Annotated in this window: 18 protein-coding genes; 8 read left to right on the top strand and 10 right to left on the bottom strand. The window is 61.3% G+C overall.

Features of this window, described 5'->3' with window-relative positions; all coding sequences use genetic code 11:
* Positions 1–318: 318 nt before the first annotated feature.
* Complete coding sequence (locus HQ843_RS14385) at positions 319–792, bottom strand: YcgN family cysteine cluster protein (protein ID WP_180897675.1); 474 nt, start codon at positions 790–792, stop codon at positions 319–321.
* 229 nt (positions 793–1,021) lie between these two features.
* Between HQ843_RS14385 and HQ843_RS14380 the strand changes: the two genes are divergently transcribed.
* From HQ843_RS14380 to HQ843_RS14355, 6 genes are all read left to right on the top strand, one after another.
* Positions 1,022–2,371, top strand: coding sequence for a substrate-binding protein (locus HQ843_RS14380; protein ID WP_180897676.1), 1,350 nt, complete (start codon positions 1,022–1,024; stop codon positions 2,369–2,371).
* A gap of 76 nt (positions 2,372–2,447) precedes the next feature.
* On the top strand, positions 2,448–3,464 hold the full coding sequence (locus HQ843_RS14375; protein ID WP_180897677.1) for a branched-chain amino acid ABC transporter permease: 1,017 nt from the start codon (positions 2,448–2,450) through the stop codon (positions 3,462–3,464).
* A 6-nt stretch (positions 3,465–3,470) separates the two neighbouring features.
* Positions 3,471–4,616: a branched-chain amino acid ABC transporter permease gene (locus tag HQ843_RS14370; RefSeq protein ID WP_180897678.1), complete on the top strand. Its 1,146-nt coding sequence runs from the start codon at positions 3,471–3,473 to the stop codon at positions 4,614–4,616.
* A 4-nt stretch (positions 4,617–4,620) separates the two neighbouring features.
* Positions 4,621–5,388 (top strand): ABC transporter ATP-binding protein, encoded by a 768-nt coding sequence (locus tag HQ843_RS14365; protein WP_180897679.1) that lies wholly within the window; start codon positions 4,621–4,623, stop codon positions 5,386–5,388.
* Between the two features lie 2 nt (positions 5,389–5,390).
* On the top strand, positions 5,391–6,149 hold the full coding sequence (locus tag HQ843_RS14360; RefSeq protein ID WP_246710427.1) for an ABC transporter ATP-binding protein: 759 nt from the start codon (positions 5,391–5,393) through the stop codon (positions 6,147–6,149).
* A gap of 399 nt (positions 6,150–6,548) precedes the next feature.
* The gene (locus HQ843_RS14355; RefSeq protein ID WP_180897681.1) at positions 6,549–7,469 is read left to right on the top strand and encodes a DUF2336 domain-containing protein; all 921 of its coding nucleotides are present in this window, start codon (positions 6,549–6,551) and stop codon (positions 7,467–7,469) included.
* Between the two features lie 349 nt (positions 7,470–7,818).
* Here HQ843_RS14355 and HQ843_RS14350 read toward each other — a convergent pair whose 3' ends face one another.
* Both HQ843_RS14350 and HQ843_RS14345 read right to left on the bottom strand, forming a co-directional pair.
* Positions 7,819–8,166 (bottom strand): DUF1491 family protein, encoded by a 348-nt coding sequence (locus HQ843_RS14350; RefSeq protein WP_180897682.1) that lies wholly within the window; start codon positions 8,164–8,166, stop codon positions 7,819–7,821.
* A 111-nt stretch (positions 8,167–8,277) separates the two neighbouring features.
* On the bottom strand, positions 8,278–9,174 hold the full coding sequence (locus tag HQ843_RS14345) for a peptidoglycan-binding domain-containing protein (RefSeq protein ID WP_180897683.1): 897 nt from the start codon (positions 9,172–9,174) through the stop codon (positions 8,278–8,280).
* Between the two features lie 414 nt (positions 9,175–9,588).
* Between HQ843_RS14345 and HQ843_RS14340 the strand changes: the two genes are divergently transcribed.
* Both HQ843_RS14340 and HQ843_RS14335 read left to right on the top strand, forming a co-directional pair.
* Positions 9,589–10,086 (top strand): DUF5330 domain-containing protein, encoded by a 498-nt coding sequence (locus tag HQ843_RS14340; RefSeq protein WP_180897684.1) that lies wholly within the window; start codon positions 9,589–9,591, stop codon positions 10,084–10,086.
* Between the two features lie 92 nt (positions 10,087–10,178).
* Positions 10,179–10,604, top strand: coding sequence for a SufE family protein (locus tag HQ843_RS14335; protein ID WP_180897685.1), 426 nt, complete (start codon positions 10,179–10,181; stop codon positions 10,602–10,604).
* A gap of 5 nt (positions 10,605–10,609) precedes the next feature.
* Here HQ843_RS14335 and HQ843_RS14330 read toward each other — a convergent pair whose 3' ends face one another.
* From HQ843_RS14330 to HQ843_RS14300, 7 genes are all read right to left on the bottom strand, one after another.
* The gene (locus HQ843_RS14330) at positions 10,610–11,107 is read right to left on the bottom strand and encodes a DUF6456 domain-containing protein (RefSeq protein WP_180897686.1); all 498 of its coding nucleotides are present in this window, start codon (positions 11,105–11,107) and stop codon (positions 10,610–10,612) included.
* Positions 11,097–11,426 carry a helix-turn-helix domain-containing protein gene (locus tag HQ843_RS14325; RefSeq protein ID WP_180897687.1) on the bottom strand — a complete coding sequence of 110 codons (330 nt, stop codon included), beginning with the start codon at positions 11,424–11,426 and terminating at the stop codon, positions 11,097–11,099. Before HQ843_RS14325 ends, HQ843_RS14330 begins: the two co-directional genes overlap by 11 nt.
* Before the next feature lie 416 nt (positions 11,427–11,842).
* Positions 11,843–12,265 carry a MucR family transcriptional regulator gene (locus HQ843_RS14320; RefSeq protein ID WP_180897688.1) on the bottom strand — a complete coding sequence of 141 codons (423 nt, stop codon included), beginning with the start codon at positions 12,263–12,265 and terminating at the stop codon, positions 11,843–11,845.
* 347 nt (positions 12,266–12,612) lie between these two features.
* Positions 12,613–12,954 carry a monovalent cation/H(+) antiporter subunit G gene (gene mnhG, locus HQ843_RS14315; protein WP_180897689.1) on the bottom strand — a complete coding sequence of 114 codons (342 nt, stop codon included), beginning with the start codon at positions 12,952–12,954 and terminating at the stop codon, positions 12,613–12,615.
* 4 nt (positions 12,955–12,958) lie between these two features.
* Positions 12,959–13,351, bottom strand: a complete 393-nt coding sequence (locus tag HQ843_RS14310; RefSeq protein ID WP_180897690.1) for a cation:proton antiporter — start codon at positions 13,349–13,351, stop codon at positions 12,959–12,961.
* Positions 13,351–13,824 carry a Na+/H+ antiporter subunit E gene (locus HQ843_RS14305; RefSeq protein WP_180897691.1) on the bottom strand — a complete coding sequence of 158 codons (474 nt, stop codon included), beginning with the start codon at positions 13,822–13,824 and terminating at the stop codon, positions 13,351–13,353. Before HQ843_RS14305 ends, HQ843_RS14310 begins: the two co-directional genes overlap by 1 nt.
* Positions 13,821–15,374: a Na+/H+ antiporter subunit D gene (locus HQ843_RS14300; protein WP_180897692.1), complete on the bottom strand. Its 1,554-nt coding sequence runs from the start codon at positions 15,372–15,374 to the stop codon at positions 13,821–13,823. Before HQ843_RS14300 ends, HQ843_RS14305 begins: the two co-directional genes overlap by 4 nt.
* Positions 15,375–15,378: the final 4 nt, after the last annotated feature.

Raw genomic sequence — 15,378 nt, 5'->3', positions numbered from 1 at the left:
TCCGGCTCTGCTTGTAAAGCGTGCCGTTCGACCATAAAAAAAGCCCGGTCGAAACCGGGCGGCAGCAATTCCTGATGGAGCCGACAAAGGCTCGCTTTCCGTTTCAAACCAAAAAGATAGAGCGGTTCCGCGCTTCGAGGAAAAGCGGAACCGCTCCAGTCTGAGTGACGGCTCGAGTCCGGCGGGACAGAGGGTGAAGCAAGTTCAACCCGCAAATTCCCGACCGTAGCCAGAAGCTACCAAAGCACCGTTACGCCGTCAAGGATTATTTTCCTATCTTAGGTTTTTTTTCTTATCTTGTAAAATCCCAAGCGAAAGTCACCCGGTCTTCTCACCGGTCAGCACCGGCCACTCGATCAGGTAATCCTCATAGTCCTCCACCGCCACCTTCATCTCGCTGATGGTCCTGTCGCGCGCGGAGATACCGGCCTGATGCACCGTCTCCCGGTCTCCGGAAACCAGATAATGCCACCAGTAAAGATCCTGCCCCTCATGGACCAGCCGGTAAGCGCAGGTCGGCGGCAGCCAGGGTATTTCCTCCACGCCCTCGATATCGAGTTGAATGCACTCCGGCACGATCACCCTCCGGTTCCCGTAATCCGAACACTGACAGCTATGTCCGTCCAGCAGCCGGCAGGCGACCGAGGTGAAAGCCACCTCCCCCGTCTCCCAATCCTCCAGCTTGTTCAGACAGCAAAGCCCGCAACCGTCGCACAGCGACTCCCATTCGCGATTATCCATCTCATCGAGCCGCTTGACCCGCCAGAACGGTTCACCAGTTTCTTGAGCCATCATTCTTCCCTTCAGCCGAACCGCCTATATGCGCGCATCGCCCCATGGCTTCAACCCGTCGTCAGGGTGCAGAAAAGTAAGTAAATACTGACTTAAACAAAGGTCTTATCACTTTCGGTCAATTGCCACAATTTGACCACTTGCTAGCATCCCCCCCATGCGCTCCGGAATATGGGCGCTTCTGCGCTGAGGAGAGCGCAGCCCTTTTCACGACCTGGGAGGAGTCTGAATGTCTCGCTTTATCATGAACCGGCGCAGCCTGCTGAGAGCAGGTGCTGCGGCCGGCGTCACGCTCGCCGCGCCGATGAGTTTCGTCCGCGGCGCCTATGCCCAGGACAACATGTCCTGCAACATGCCGACAGGCAGCAATGTCGTGCTCGGCTTCAACGTACCACAGACCGGTCCCTATGCCGATGAAGGCCTCGACGAGTTGAAGGCCCTGCAGCTTGCCGCCAAGCACCTCAACGGCGAAGGCGACGGCGGCATGCTCGCCACCTTCTCGTCGAAGACGCTGAAGGGCAACGGCATCCTCGGCAAGAAGGTCGACTATGTCACCGGCGACACCCAGACCAAGTCCGATGCCGCCCGCGACGGCGCCAAGCGCATGATCGAGAAGGACGGCGCGATCATGATCACCGGCGGCTCGTCCTCGGGCGTCGCGGTCGCGGTGCAGAGCCTTTGCCAGGACATGGGCGTCATCTTCATGGCCGGCCTGACGCACTCCAACGACACCACCGGCAAGGACAAGCGCCGCTACGGTTTCCGTCATTTCTTCAACGCCTACCAGTCCGGCGAAGCGCTCGGCCCGGTTCTCGCCGAGGAATACGGCAAGGACCGCCGCGCCTATCACCTGACCGCCGACTACACCTGGGGCTGGACCCAGGAGGAATCGATGAAGAACGCCACCGAGGCGCTCGGCTGGGAAACCGTGCAGACGGTGAAAACCCCCGTCGGCGCCGGCGACTTCTCGCAGTACATCACCCCGGTCCTGAACTCCGGCGCCGATGTGCTGATCCTCAATCACTACGGCGGCGACATGGTCAACTCGCTGACCCAGGCCGTCCAGTTCGGCCTCAAGGACAAGCAGGTCAACGGCAAGAATTTCGAAATCGTGGTGCCGCTGTTCTCCGACCTGATGGCCAAGGGCGCGGGTTCCGCCGCCCAGAACATCCTCGGCTCGGCCAACTGGCTGTGGTCGCTGGAAGATGCCGGAACCACGGCCTTTGTCCAGTCCTTCGGCGCCGAATACGGCTTCCCGCCGTCCCAGGCGGCCCAGACCTGCTACGTCCAGGCCCTGCTTTATGCCGATGCCGTCGAGCGCGCCGGTACCTTCTTCGCACCTGAAGTCATCAAGGCGCTCGAGGGCTTCGAATTCGACGGTCTCGGCAATGGCCCGACGCTTTACCGCGCCGCCGACCACCAGTGCATGAAGGACTGCCTCGTCGTGCGCGGCAACCCGGATCCGCAGAACGAATACGACCTGCTGAAACTGGTCAAGATCGTTCCCCGGGCGCAGGTCGATTACGACCCGTCGATCTTTGGCGGCGAGCTTGGGCCCGATACGGCCAAGCAGTGCTGATCTCAGCCAGATGAACAACGGGCCGGGTGCAGCAACGGCGCCCGGTCCCGTGCATCTCAACAGCGGATAGCCGTTTATGGACGCCATCATCATTCAAATACTGAACGGTCTGGACAAGGGGGCGGCCTACTCGCTGATCGCCCTTGGCCTCACCCTGGTCTTCGGCACGCTCGGCGTGGTCAACTTCGCCCATGGCGCGCTGTTCATGCTCGGCGCGTTTTGCGCCGTCGCCTTCAACGCGCTGATCTCCTGGCCGGTCCAGCCGCCCAAGGCCGAGGGCGCGCTGTTTGCGCCGCGATCGATCCCCTACATGGAATACGCCTTCGGCGATACCGGAGCTGCCATCATCAACTGGTCCGTGCCCTTGTCGATCCTGCTCGCGATCCCGGTCATGCTGCTGATCGGCCTGGTCATGGAGCGCGGCCTGATCCGGTTCTTCTATAAGCGCCCGCATGCCGACCAGATTCTGGTCACCTTCGGCCTTGCCATCGTGCTGCAGGAAATCATCAAGAAGTTCTTCGGCGCCAACCCGATCCCGCAAATGGCCCCGTCGGCCTTTTCCGGCACCGCCAATATCGGCGCCTGGATCGGCATGGCTGATTCGTTCATCGTCTATCCATGGTGGCGCCTGATCTATTTCGTCACCGCGCTTGCCATCATCGGGGCCGTGTTCGCCTTCCTGCAGTTCACCACCTACGGCATGGTGGTGCGCGCCGGCATGCGCGATCGTGAAACCGTCGGCCTGCTCGGCATCGACATCGAAAAGCGCTTCACCGTGGTCTTCGGCATTGCAGCCGTGGTCGCGGGTATCGCCGGCGTGATGTACACCCCGATCCTGCCGCCGAACTACCACATGGGCATGGACTTCCTGGTCCTGAGCTTCGTGGTTGTCGTCGTCGGCGGCATGGGATCGCTTCCGGGAGCGGTGGTTGCCGGCTTCACCCTTGGCATCCTGCAATCCTTTGCCTCGATGAACGAGATCAAAAGCATCATTCCCGGCATCGATCAGGTCATCATCTACCTCGTCGCCGTCATCATTCTCTTGACCATGCCGCGCGGGCTCATGGGCCGCCGCGGCGTGATGGAGGACTAGATCCGCATGTTCGCCAATCTCTCCCGCACCGACTGGCTGCTGTTTGCCATCTTCTCAGGCATCGTGCTCGCCGCTCCCATATTGTTCATGCCGCTCGGAGCCGCCTATCCGGCGCTCCTGCAGAAATTCGCGATCTTCGGCATCTTCGCCATCGGCTTCAACATCCTGTTCGGGCTGACCGGCTATCTTTCCTTCGGTCACGCCGCCTTTCTTGGCGTCGGCTCCTACGCTGCCGTCTGGTCGTTCAAGCTTTTGACCATGAACGCGATCCCCGCGGTCCTGTTCGCGATGATCTGTTCGGGCGTCTTCGCCGCCGTCATCGGTTTCGTGACGCTCCGCCGCTCGGGCATCTATTTCTCGATCCTGACGCTCGCCTTCGCCCAGATGAGCTACAATCTCGCCTATTCGGTTCTGACCCCGATCACCAACGGCGAGACCGGCCTGCAGCTTTCGCACAATGATCCGCGCATCCTCGACCGGATGTTCTTTCCAGCCGGCGCCGGCCTGCCGTCTCCCGATTTCTTCGGCCTCGAACTGCAGGGCTATCCGGGCTTCTATTTCTGCGCCATCGCCCTCCTGATCTGCTTCTACCTCACCATCCGCATCTTCCGCTCGCCCTTCGGCATGATGCTGAAGGCGGTGAAATCGAACCAGAACCGGATGATGTATACCGGCTTCAACACCCGACCTTACCTGCGCTCCGCCTTCATCATTTCCGGCATGTTCGCAGGTCTCGCCGGCGCGTTGATGGCGGTCACCGATCCGCTTGCGGGTGCCGAACGCATGCAGTGGACCGCGTCCGGCGAAGTCGTGCTGATGACCATTCTCGGCGGCGTCGGCACGCTGGTCGGCCCCGTCATCGGCGCGGTGGTCATCAAATATTTCGAAAACATCTTCTCGTCCTTCAACGAGCAGGCCCTGCACCAGACCTTCTCCTTCCTGCCGGGCGCGATCGAGACCCCGGTGGTCAAGCTCCTGTCGCTGTTCGTCGGCGAAGGCTGGCACCTGACGCTCGGACTGATCTTCATGGCGATCGTGATCTTCCTGCCCGGCGGCATCATGGAAGGCGTCAAGCGGATCAGAGCCCGTTTCGGAGGCGGAGGCGACGCCGAGAAGCAGCAATCCGTCGCCGAAGCCCAGCCCGCGGAGTAACACCATGGCCGAAAACAACATCGTCCTCCATGTCGACGACGTCCACAAGAGCTTCGGCGGCCTGCGCGCGCTGTCCGATGTCAATCTCGAGGTCGAAAGCGGCAAGGTCCACGCCATCATCGGCCCCAATGGCGCCGGCAAGTCGACCCTGCTCAATGTCTGCATCGGCCGCCTGAAGCCCACCCACGGCAAGGTGGTGTTCGACGGCAAGACGCTGACCGGGCACGCCCCTCACGAGATCAATCAGATGGGCGTGTCGCGCGTTTTCCAGACGCCGGAAATCTTCCCCGACCTGACGCTCGTCGAAAACGTCATGATCCCCGCCTTCGCCCGCCGCGACGGCGCCTTCCGGCTGAACGCGATCCGCGCGCTTTCCGGCGAACACGAACTGCGCGAGGAGGCCGAGGCAACGCTTGAGGACATCGGCCTTGCCGCCCGCCGCCATCACGAGGCGGGCTCGCTGTCGCGCGGCGACAAGCGCCGGCTGGAGCTTGCCATGTGCCTGATCCAGAAGCCGAAGCTGCTGCTGCTCGACGAGCCCACCGCCGGCATGGCGCGCCATGATACCAACCGCACCATCGAACTGCTTCAGCGCATCAAGGCGCGCGGCATGACCAAGGTCATCATCGAGCACGACATGCATGTGGTGTTCTCGCTTGCCGACAAGATTTCGGTGCTTGCCCAGGGCCGCATCATCGCGGAAGGTTCTCCCGATGAAGTGCGCGGCAACCCGAAGGTCAGAGAAGCCTATCTCGGGGAGTCCGATACATGAACATGCACAGGAACAGTTTCGGCGAGGAGCAAGAGCGGATGGCCAGCGAAAACGGCGATGCATTCTTCAGCGTCCGGGATATTCACGCCTGGTACGGCGAAAGTTATATCGTTCAGGGCATCTCCTTCGATATCGCGAAGGGCGAGGTGCTGTCTCTTCTCGGCCGCAACGGCGCCGGCAAGACCACGACGCTGCGGACGCTTGCCCGCCTGGACAACCCGACGCTGAAAAGCGGCGAGATCTGGCTCGATGGCGAACCGCTCCATAACCGGCGCGCCTTCCAGGCGGCGAAATCCGGGGTCCAGCTCGTGCCCGAGGATCGCCGCATCATCGGTGGGCTGACCGTCGAGGAAAATCTCGTCCTCGCCCAGGTCTCCGGCGAAAAGGGCTGGCCGATCGAAAAGATCTACGATCACTTCCCGCGCCTTGCCGAGCGCCGCAAGCAGGACGCCGTGACCATGTCCGGCGGCGAACAGCAGATGCTCGCCGTGGCAAGAGCGCTCGCCCGCGACATCAAGATCCTGTTCCTCGACGAGCCCTATGAGGGCCTTGCCCCCGTCATCGTCCACGAGATCGAAAAGATCGTCCGCCAGATCCGCGACCTCGGCATCACCACCATCATCGTCGAGCAGAACGCCGTCGCCGCCCTTCGCCTCTCCGACAAGGCGGTGATCATGGACACCGGCCAGATCGTATTCTCCGGCGCCGCCGCCGAAGTGCTGGACAATCAGGAACTGCGCGAGGAATATCTGGCGATCTGAAGTTCATCTCAGGCCTTTCAGCCACGATTAGCCCTTTGAGGGTCAGGGTAATCGCATATGCCAGGCCGCTTGCTCCCAATATTCTCTCCCGCCTGCGGGAGAGATGCCCCGAAAGGGGCAGTGGGCAGCATTTCCAAACGTGAGGGCGTTCGTGTGGATGGACTCGCCCCTCACTGTCGCTGTCGCGACATCTCTCCCCTCCGGGGCGAGAAGACCTGGGGGCTGTGCGGTGAAACCATATGCAACCGCCCTGCCTCAACGGGGAAACCGATTCCCGCGCGGCCCTGCACACGCCCGCCATCCAGCGCCTGCCCCTCCCTGCCGCTATGGTTAACATCTTTATAACGTTTTCTCCCTAACCTGTTGTCTGATAGAAGACATTTGTCGGGGAGTACGGCCTTGGTCGATCGGTATCGGGAACTAGAAGGGCTGAAGAATACGCGCAATCTCGATGTCGTGCTGATGGCAACGGTTTCGGGCTTCGGCTCGCTCGACAATCCGAGTGCTGCCGAGCGCAGGCGCTTTGCCGAACTGTTCGCCCCGGTCTACGAGGCATCGTCGCCGGAGGCGCGCCGCCAGGCGGTCGCAGCCCTTTCCTGCCACGCCCATGTGCCCCAGGATGTCTGCCGCTATATCGGCGGCCGCGAGATCGCGGTCGCGGCCCCCTTTCTCGCCCGCTCGCCCGCCATTGCCGACGATACGCTGATCGCCCTGATCGAGGCCACGACCGAAGAGCATATCCGCGCGATCATCCACCGCCCGGACCTTTCGCAAAAGGTCATACAGGCGCTGATCGGCGCACGACGCGAGGAAGAACGCCACGAGCCCGCCGGAAACTTCGATATCGACACCGGCACCCGCGATGACAGCGAGGCGTTGCGCCGAACGCTGAAAGCCATGGTCGCCGGAACCGGCGATGCCGACCGCCTCGGCGTTTCCACGCTCACCGAGTTGCAGACCGCATTGCTGGTCCGCTTCGCGCGGCGCGCCGAGAAGCCGTTCTTCAGCGAAACCTTCGCCCGCGCGCTTGGCGGCGACAAGGTGCTTGCCCGCCGCATTCTCGATGAACCGACCGGACAGCGCCTTGGAGTCGCCCTGATCGCACTGGGCATGAACGCCGAGGACACGCGCTACGTTCTGCCCCGCATCGCCAGGATCGACCGGCGGGATGACGAAACCACCGAGTTCGCGGTCGAAAAGCTCGTGGGGGCGCTGAAACCGGCCGTCTGCATTCAGCAACTGCTCGACTGGCAGGCCGAGCGCGAGCGGGAAACCCGGATCGCCGCCGAGAAACAGGAAGCGGCGCGCCGCTCGGCCTGAACCGCGTTCGCCCCGGCTTCCCTACCCTAGAGTCTGTCAGGTTCAAATCGAACCAGACAGACTCTAGGTTTATTTGTTTTCGTTTGTCTTTTCGGGAAAACCGGATTCCACTTTTCCCTGACAAACTCTAAGCACAGGAAGCGCCGCTCAGACGACGATGCCATCCCCCCAAAACCCTCCGTCATGCCGGCCTTGAGCCGGCATCCAGGGCCGCTTGTCGTGAATCTCGAAGAAAAGTCCTTTTGCGCAAGGACTTGCTTACCGGATCCCGGCCCAGGGCCGGGATGGCCGCGGAGAATGAGACAACCCCGTGATTGCTCGAGGAGTTTGTCATCAGGCTGAGCTCCGCTCAGCCCTGCTCCTCATCGACGACGGTAAAAAAGCCGTCGATATCCTCGCATTCCAGCACGACCACCCAGAGGTCGCTGTCGAAGCGCACCTCGCGTTCCAGCATCCTCGCCACCTCTTCGGTTGAAGCCGCCTTCAGCCGGGCCTCGAAAATCCGGTCCTGAACACCCTCCTCCGCAAAGCTCTGCGGCGCCGGCAGATAGAGCGTTTCCGTGCCATCGCGGAAAATCTGCCGGATCGCGATTGCCCCGGCCTCGCTTGCGCCCTTGCGCTCGATCACGGCAAAGCCGCCTTTGGCAAAGGCGTCGCGCACCAGCGCCGAGGCAAAAAAATCAGAACGAAGGCGCATGGCAGGTTCTCCACGATTTGAGTGTGGCACGCCCGATGATCAGGCTTTTTGCAACGGGAAGCAACGAGAGATCGATCGCGGTTTGATATCTTCAGGTTGGAATGGAGCGCTCTAAAGCGCGCCGATCTCCCGGAGCTTGTCGCGCACCTGTTCGCTCGGCTGGCCGGTTTCCGCCAGCCGGTAGTGTTTCTGGAACTCGAGGATGGCCGCCCGCGTCGTCGCCCCGGCAACGCCGTCGACGACAACGCCGTCATAGGCGATATTCACCAGCCCGCGCTGGATCTCGATCACCATCGGATCGGCGGCGGTGACCTCGACACTGCCCGCAGGCGTCGGGTCCTTCAGAATTTCACCGATCGGGTCGCCCGACGCGGACGCAGCCTCCGGCCGAGGTTCCGGCAGCGGCGCGGACACGCTGAGGAGCGCCACGACCTCATCATCGGCCTCTCCGGTGGGCCGGATACCGCTATCGCTCTGGAAGGCCTTGATCGCGGCTTCCGTCAGCGGGCCGGTCACCCCATCCGGCTTGCCCTTGTAGTAGCCCCTGTCCGCAAGCGCCTGCTGCAGGGCGCGTATATCGGGCTCGTCATCAGTCGGTTGCGGCTTTGGCGCCGGGACCGCCACATCGTTTTCAGCTACGGCAGGCTGCGGCGGATTGGCCTCCACCTGCTCCAGGATGGCAACCAGATCGTCCTTTGGTCCGGTCTCGTCCTGTTCGAGTTCGATGCGGAAGCTCTCGAACTCGGTCGGCTCCGCCATCCGGCGGCCGGGAACGGCATAGGGGTCGGAGGGTTGCCGCGTCTTCATCATCGGGCTTGGATGCGGGCCCGGCTGATACCACAGCGCATTGGCCGAGACGAAGCTGAAGACCACGCCGAACACCAGCGGGCCGCCGATCTTGCCCGGATGGCGCGCCGCAATGCCGCCCAGCGACGACGCCGTGCGCCCGATCAGCGAGGGGGATTTCTTCCCGCGCCTGCCGGATTTCTTCGCCGTCCTTTTCGCCATTGCGTTCATCACCCGCATTTTCGTCGTTTTCGCTGAAGCGATCGGCACCTGGTCCGCCGCTCACCGCTCACAAATAGACCCCGCCGCTTAACGAAGGGTAATGGAGCGGACGTCCCGCGGCCAGCGCCGAAGCCCCGTCAGGCGTCACAAGGGCCAGAAAAATCGTCGAACATGGTTAACGCGGGCCGCGATAGAGTCCGTCCGCATAATACGAAAAAACCAGATCAAACAATTGATCTAAATATACTATTCAAGATATACCCGAGCGCCGGAAACAGCCGTCCCATCAGACAGTCGATTTTCCTCCGCCCTTTTAGCGGCTCATTTACCGTCATAGACTAATAATGCGCGAAACGCTTGCGGGCACAACCAACAGGCCGGGGGCCGATGAGATTCCTGCTGAAATCCGCATTCATGATTTTTGTCCTGCTCCTGCTGGTGCCGTTCTTCGCGCCGCTGATGCTCGGGGGCGCGGCAACGCGTGAGCAACAAGCGCTGCCAAGCGGCCAGGATATCGGCGGGGCGGTGTCGGCCGCGCGCGGCACGTTCGAATATATGAGCGGCATCTGCGATGAACGTCCCGATGTCTGCCAGGATGGTTCGGGCATTATCGGCTTTCTCGGTCACCGCGCGCGCCAGGGCGCAGAGATCGTCTACCTCTATCTCGGCCAGCATTTCGGCGATAAGGCCCCCCAACCCGCACAGGAAACCGCCGCGGCACCCAAGGTCGCCCGGCCCGCCGCGCCCGACCCCGTGACCGTCGCCGACCCGCCGCCGGCAGTGATTGCCGGCGATACGCCCGATCTCATCCAGACCGGCGCGATCATCGGCCAGCCGGTAAAGGTCCAGCCCCCGATCCGCATCCCCGGCCTGCCCGAAAATGTTCCGGTGCCGACCCCGCGGCCGCGCTGAGGCAACGGCTTCTTTTCCGGTTCCTGCCGTCCCGCGCATTTCAATTCCCGCCCCTTCGAACTATATCGGGGCAGGAGCAATCGAAAGGCCGGATGATGAGCGACAAACTCAACCAGATTCTCGACGACTTTTCCTTTCTCGATGACTGGGAAGACCGCTATCGTTACGTCATCGAACTCGGCAAGGCCCTGCCAGACCTGCCCGATGACGAAAAGATCGAGGACAATCGCGTTCATGGCTGCGCCAGCCAGGTCTGGCTGGTGACGGAAGCGGGAGAAGGCGACGACCCGGTGATGACGTTCAGAGGCGATTCCGATGCCTTCATCGTGCGCGGGCTGGTGTCGATCGTGCTCACCGTCTATTCGGGCCATACCGCGTCCGAGATCGCCAGGACGAACGCCATCGAAACCTTCCGCAAGATCGGCCTGGTCGACCACCTCTCCGCCCAGCGCGCCAACGGGCTGAACGCCATGGTCACGAAAATCCGCGAGACGGCGGCGCGCAAGCTCGCCGCCTGAGCGGCTCAATCATCGGTAAAGAACGCCGAGATTTCCGGGCGGTAGCCTTCCGCCCCCCAGCCGCGAATGCCGGTCTTTGCCGGCGGCGGCGCATAATGGCGGGCAAGCGCCAGCAATGCGGTGCGCACCATCAGCTTGGCGGATCTGACCGGCCATTGCCGCTCCCGCTCGATCTGCTCCAGCCCCTTCATGAAGCAGCAGAAATCGAGCGCGATATCGGCAAGTTCCGGACCGATCGCCTTCAGCGCCCGCGCCACCCGGCTCCGCGCATCGATCGCCGTGTCCGAAACCGCCGAAGCGGCGCCAGAGTGACCGCGCCCACGGGCCTCAAGCCGCGGCTCAAGCGAAGCGGAAACTCTCGGCTGCATCAGCGCGCGGGTGAAATCCTCCGCCAGCCGCTCGCCGGCCGAAAACGCCTCATGCGTCAGGAAGGAGGAGCCGTCGCGCGCCTTCAGCCGCGCCAGCATATCCAGCGGCGTCTTCTCGCCCATCTCAGCCATCATGACGCACCTCGGCAGCGATCACCACATTATAGGCCAGCCGCTCGACGGCGGCGATGAACTCATCGAAAGCGCGATCGTCGCGCCGGTCCTCGATCACCCGGCAGGAATAGGCAACCGTGGTGCGGTCGCGGCCGAAGGCAAGCCCGATCTCGCTCAACGACAATTGCAGCGATACGTGGCAGACATACATCGCGATCTGCCGATAGTGCGAGACCGACCGTCGACGCTCGGCACGGATCGAAATACGCTCGCCGGCGACAACCGCCATCTCCTTGGTAATCAGCAGAACAATGCGGCAAGCCTTTCGAATGTCCGACATCTGGCTTGCCCTTTCTATGCACCATCCCGTCGAAGGCGGATGGGCCAAGGGTTGGTGGAAGGTCGTCGCGACCGGCGATGCTAAGCGTTGCTCGTTCATGTCAGCTCCCTGAGAAATAGGATTTTATTCTTACATCGGCGCCGGAAGCGGGGACATAAAGAGGAACACTCTCAAAACCGCCTATTGTTTTTGTTGGTTTATCTCCCTCCATAATAGGATTATTTTCCTACTAACTTCAACCATTTACCCTTACGTGTATTAACTACGGTAAACACAACCTTAGGATATGAAATGAGATGACGGACGCCCTTCCTGTGCATATGAACAGCCAGGTCTGCCAGCGCTTACAAATAAAAAATGCCGGCAACCTGTCGGTCACCGGCACTCAATTCGGAGCGAAATCCGTTTTCCCGCGGCTAGCGTCCGCGGCGCTGCCCAAGGCCCATTTCCTTGGCCAGGCGAGAACGCGCCTCGGCATAGGACGGCGCCACCATCGGATAATCGGCGGGCAGGTCCCACTTTTCACGATAGGCATTCGGGGTCAGATCATGATGGGTCATCAGATGACGCTTCAGCGACTTGAAGGTGCCGCCACATTCCAGACAAACGAGATGATCGCCGCTGATCGACTTGCGCACCGATACCGCCGGCTTCTGCTTTTCCAGAGACTGAGAGGCGGCCTGCGGCTTCGCGGTGTTGCTGAGAGCAGCATGCACCTCATGGATCAGTCCCGGTAGATCGCCTGTCTGGATAACATGGTTGCTCACGTAAGCGGCCACGATATCGGCGGTCAATTCCACGAGCGCCTGATTATCCCGCTCCACCGTTGCATCCGTCATTATTCACTCCTGTTCCATTCTTCGCCCACCCGTACTGATTCTCTGCAAGGGCGCCAACCAAAACATCAATTCAAGCGCCGCCTGTGATCGACATCGATTCTGCATAGAAACGGAGGCTGGGCTTCCCGGAAGCCGATCACTCAGCCTTACGGATAGGGTTTGTTTATTTTTACCAACGAGCGAAATATTCTCGCGCTCTTGGAGGGAATACCATTTCAATGACAAATGTAAAGTTTAAATCGCGCAATTCGCGTTTTTATTGGGAAGTGTGTCGGCGGACGGCCAACTTTTGAGATCGCCGGACTCTTAATACTTAAAAACATTCCAAAGTTGCAAAACCCGGATCGTTAGCCTCTTTCTCTACTTTGCAATTCATCTCTAACCGTATTCTCGTTTAGCGGGTAACCAACCTCATGAGAGGCCCGCGCCAGGAGATGAGCCGAAATCGGTGCGGTAATGACGAAGAATACAATGCCCGCACACGCGCGCACAAAAGTGGATATCTCGCCCGCATGAATGCCGATCGCGAGAAAGATAAGCCCCGCCCCGACCGTGCCCGCCTTGGAGGCCGCATGCATGCGCGAATAAAGATCGGGCAGCCTTATGAGGCCGATCGCCGCCGTCAGGGTAAAGGCCGCGCCTGAAAGCATCAGCAGGGAAACCAGCCCGGCCAGAAGATATTGCGCCATAATTCTACTCCCTGCCCTTTTCCGCATCGGCCGAAACCACCGGCACATCCTCCCCCGCCGGCCCGGAATCATAGGCCATCGGATGCGGTTTTACCTTGAAGCCGGTTTCGGTATCATCCCGCATCGCGCTGGAACGGATGAACCGGGCAAAGGCGATCGTCGCCAGAAAGCCGACCAGACCGAGCGCGATGGCGATATCGATATAAAGCGTAAACCCGGTCCGCACCGCGATCACGATAATAAACCCCATCCCGACGGCAACGATCATATCGAGCGCCAGAACCCGATCCGGCAGCGTCGGCCCCTTCACTACCCGATAGGCTGTCAAGAGCAGCGCAACCGAAAGCAGCACGACGGAAATATCGGCGGCAAACCTTACGATCTCCTCAGGCGTCATCAGGCAAATGCCTCCCTGATCTTGGTTTCGAAACCGTCGGCGATGCTCTTTTTGATCGCGTCGGGATCGGCACAGTCGATCGCGTGGATATAGAGATACTTCTTGTCGTCGGAAACGTCGACAGTCAGCGTTCCCGGCGTCAGCGTGATCATGTTGGCAAGCAGAACGATTTCGAAGTCCTTTTCCAGCGACAGTTCATAGCGGAATATGCCGGGCTGAAGGTTCATGCGCGGCGAACAGACAAGTTTTGCGACCGACCAGGCCGAGGCCATGAGCTCGTAAAGAAACAGCATCAGCAGCATGAACAGCCGCCTCGCGCGCGCGAAATAGCCTGCCCCGCCGATCTGATGACGCACCAGGCCGACCGAAATCGCGCCGATGATGAACCCGAAGACCAGATTGTGCAGCGAGGCGCTGCCGGTCACGGCAACCCAGAAGATCGCCAGCACGAGATTGGAAAGCAATATCTTCATTGCACGCTCCCCCCCGGGAATACCGACAGGAAATAACCCTCCGGCGAAAGAATGCCGCCAATGGCCTTTGCCGTCACAACCATCAACGGCTCGGGATAGAGCCCGAAGGCGACGACGATCGCCGAAAGTCCGATAATCGGCAGCCATTCGGAAAGCGGTATCCGGATCGTCTCCGCGACCTCCCCTTCGCCGGGGCGCCAGTAGGCCAGCAGAAAAATCCTGCCGAGCGCGATCGTCAGGCAGAAACCGGCAAACAGAATGCCCGCCGCAAGCCACCAGGACCCGCTTTCGACGCTGGCGCGCACCAGTATCGCTTTCGGCCAGAAGCCGGAAAACGGCGGCAGGCCGGCGGCCGCGAAGAACACGCCAAGACTAACGCCGGCAAAGGCCGGGTGGCGCTTGTAGATGCCGCCGATGCGGTTGAGCGAGAAGCCGCCGGCAAGCCTGCCGGCAAGGCCGATGGTCAGATAGAGCAGCGTCATCAGGATCATCGAATGAAGCGCGTAGAACAACGCCCCCTGAAGCCCGTCCATGCCGCCGATGGCGACCCCCGCCAGACAATTGCCGATCCCCACGATCACGATATAGCCGACAGCGCGGCGGATATCGTATTGGGCAATCGCGCCAAGGCCGGCCAGCACCATGGTGAGGAAGGCGGCAACGCCGATGATCGTGGCGAGGTTCGCAAGATCGGCCGGCAGGATCATCACCATCACCCGCAGCAGCGCATAGACGCCGACCTTGGTCAGAAGTCCGCCGAACAGCGCCGAAACCACGGTTCTCGGCGTATGATAGGAGGCGGGCAGCCAGAAATTGACCGGAAATGCCGCGGCCTTCATGCCGAAGGCGAGCACGAACAGCGCGCCGATCGTCGCCGTCGGAAGCGTCGGCGCCTCACGCGACCTGATCGCGATATCGGCCATGTTGAGGGTGCCGAACACGGCGTAGACATAGGCAACCGCAATCAGGAACAGCGTGGTGCCGATCAGGTTCAGCACCGCATATTTCATCGCCCCGTCGAGCTGTTCATGGGTCGAGCCCAGGATCAGCAGCCCGAAGGACGAGATCAGCAGCACCTCGAACCAGACATAGAGATTGAAGATGTCGCCGGTCAGGAACGCACCGGAGACGCCGGCGATCAGCAGCATCAGGAACGGATAGAAACCGTAGCGCCGACCGCTCTTGTCGATATCGCCGAGCGCGAACACCGCCCCCGCGAGCCCCGCGATGGCGGCGGCAAGCGCAAACAGCGCACTCATGATATCGGCGGTAAAGGCAATGCCGAATGGCGGCAGCCACCGGCCCGCCACCATCGTGATCGGCCCGTTCTTCCAGACCGCATAAAGCAGCAGGCTGTCGATGAAGACCAGGAAGGCGAGCGCCGGGATGGCGACCACGGGATGCCATACGGTGTGCTTGCGGATCATCATCAGCAGCGCGCCGACGGCGATACAGGTTGCGACCGGCAGGATGACGAGCCAGTCCGTCAGCGTCGTCGGCGCCATTGTCAGCGCGGCGGAAGGGTCGATTTGGTGAGCGGAAGCTGCCATGGGT

Source organism: Martelella sp. NC20 (assembly GCF_013459645.1).
Taxonomy (GTDB): domain Bacteria; phylum Pseudomonadota; class Alphaproteobacteria; order Rhizobiales; family Rhizobiaceae; genus Martelella.
Note: the sequence above shows the minus strand (reverse complement) of the source record. Positions and strands in the feature narration are given on the sequence as shown.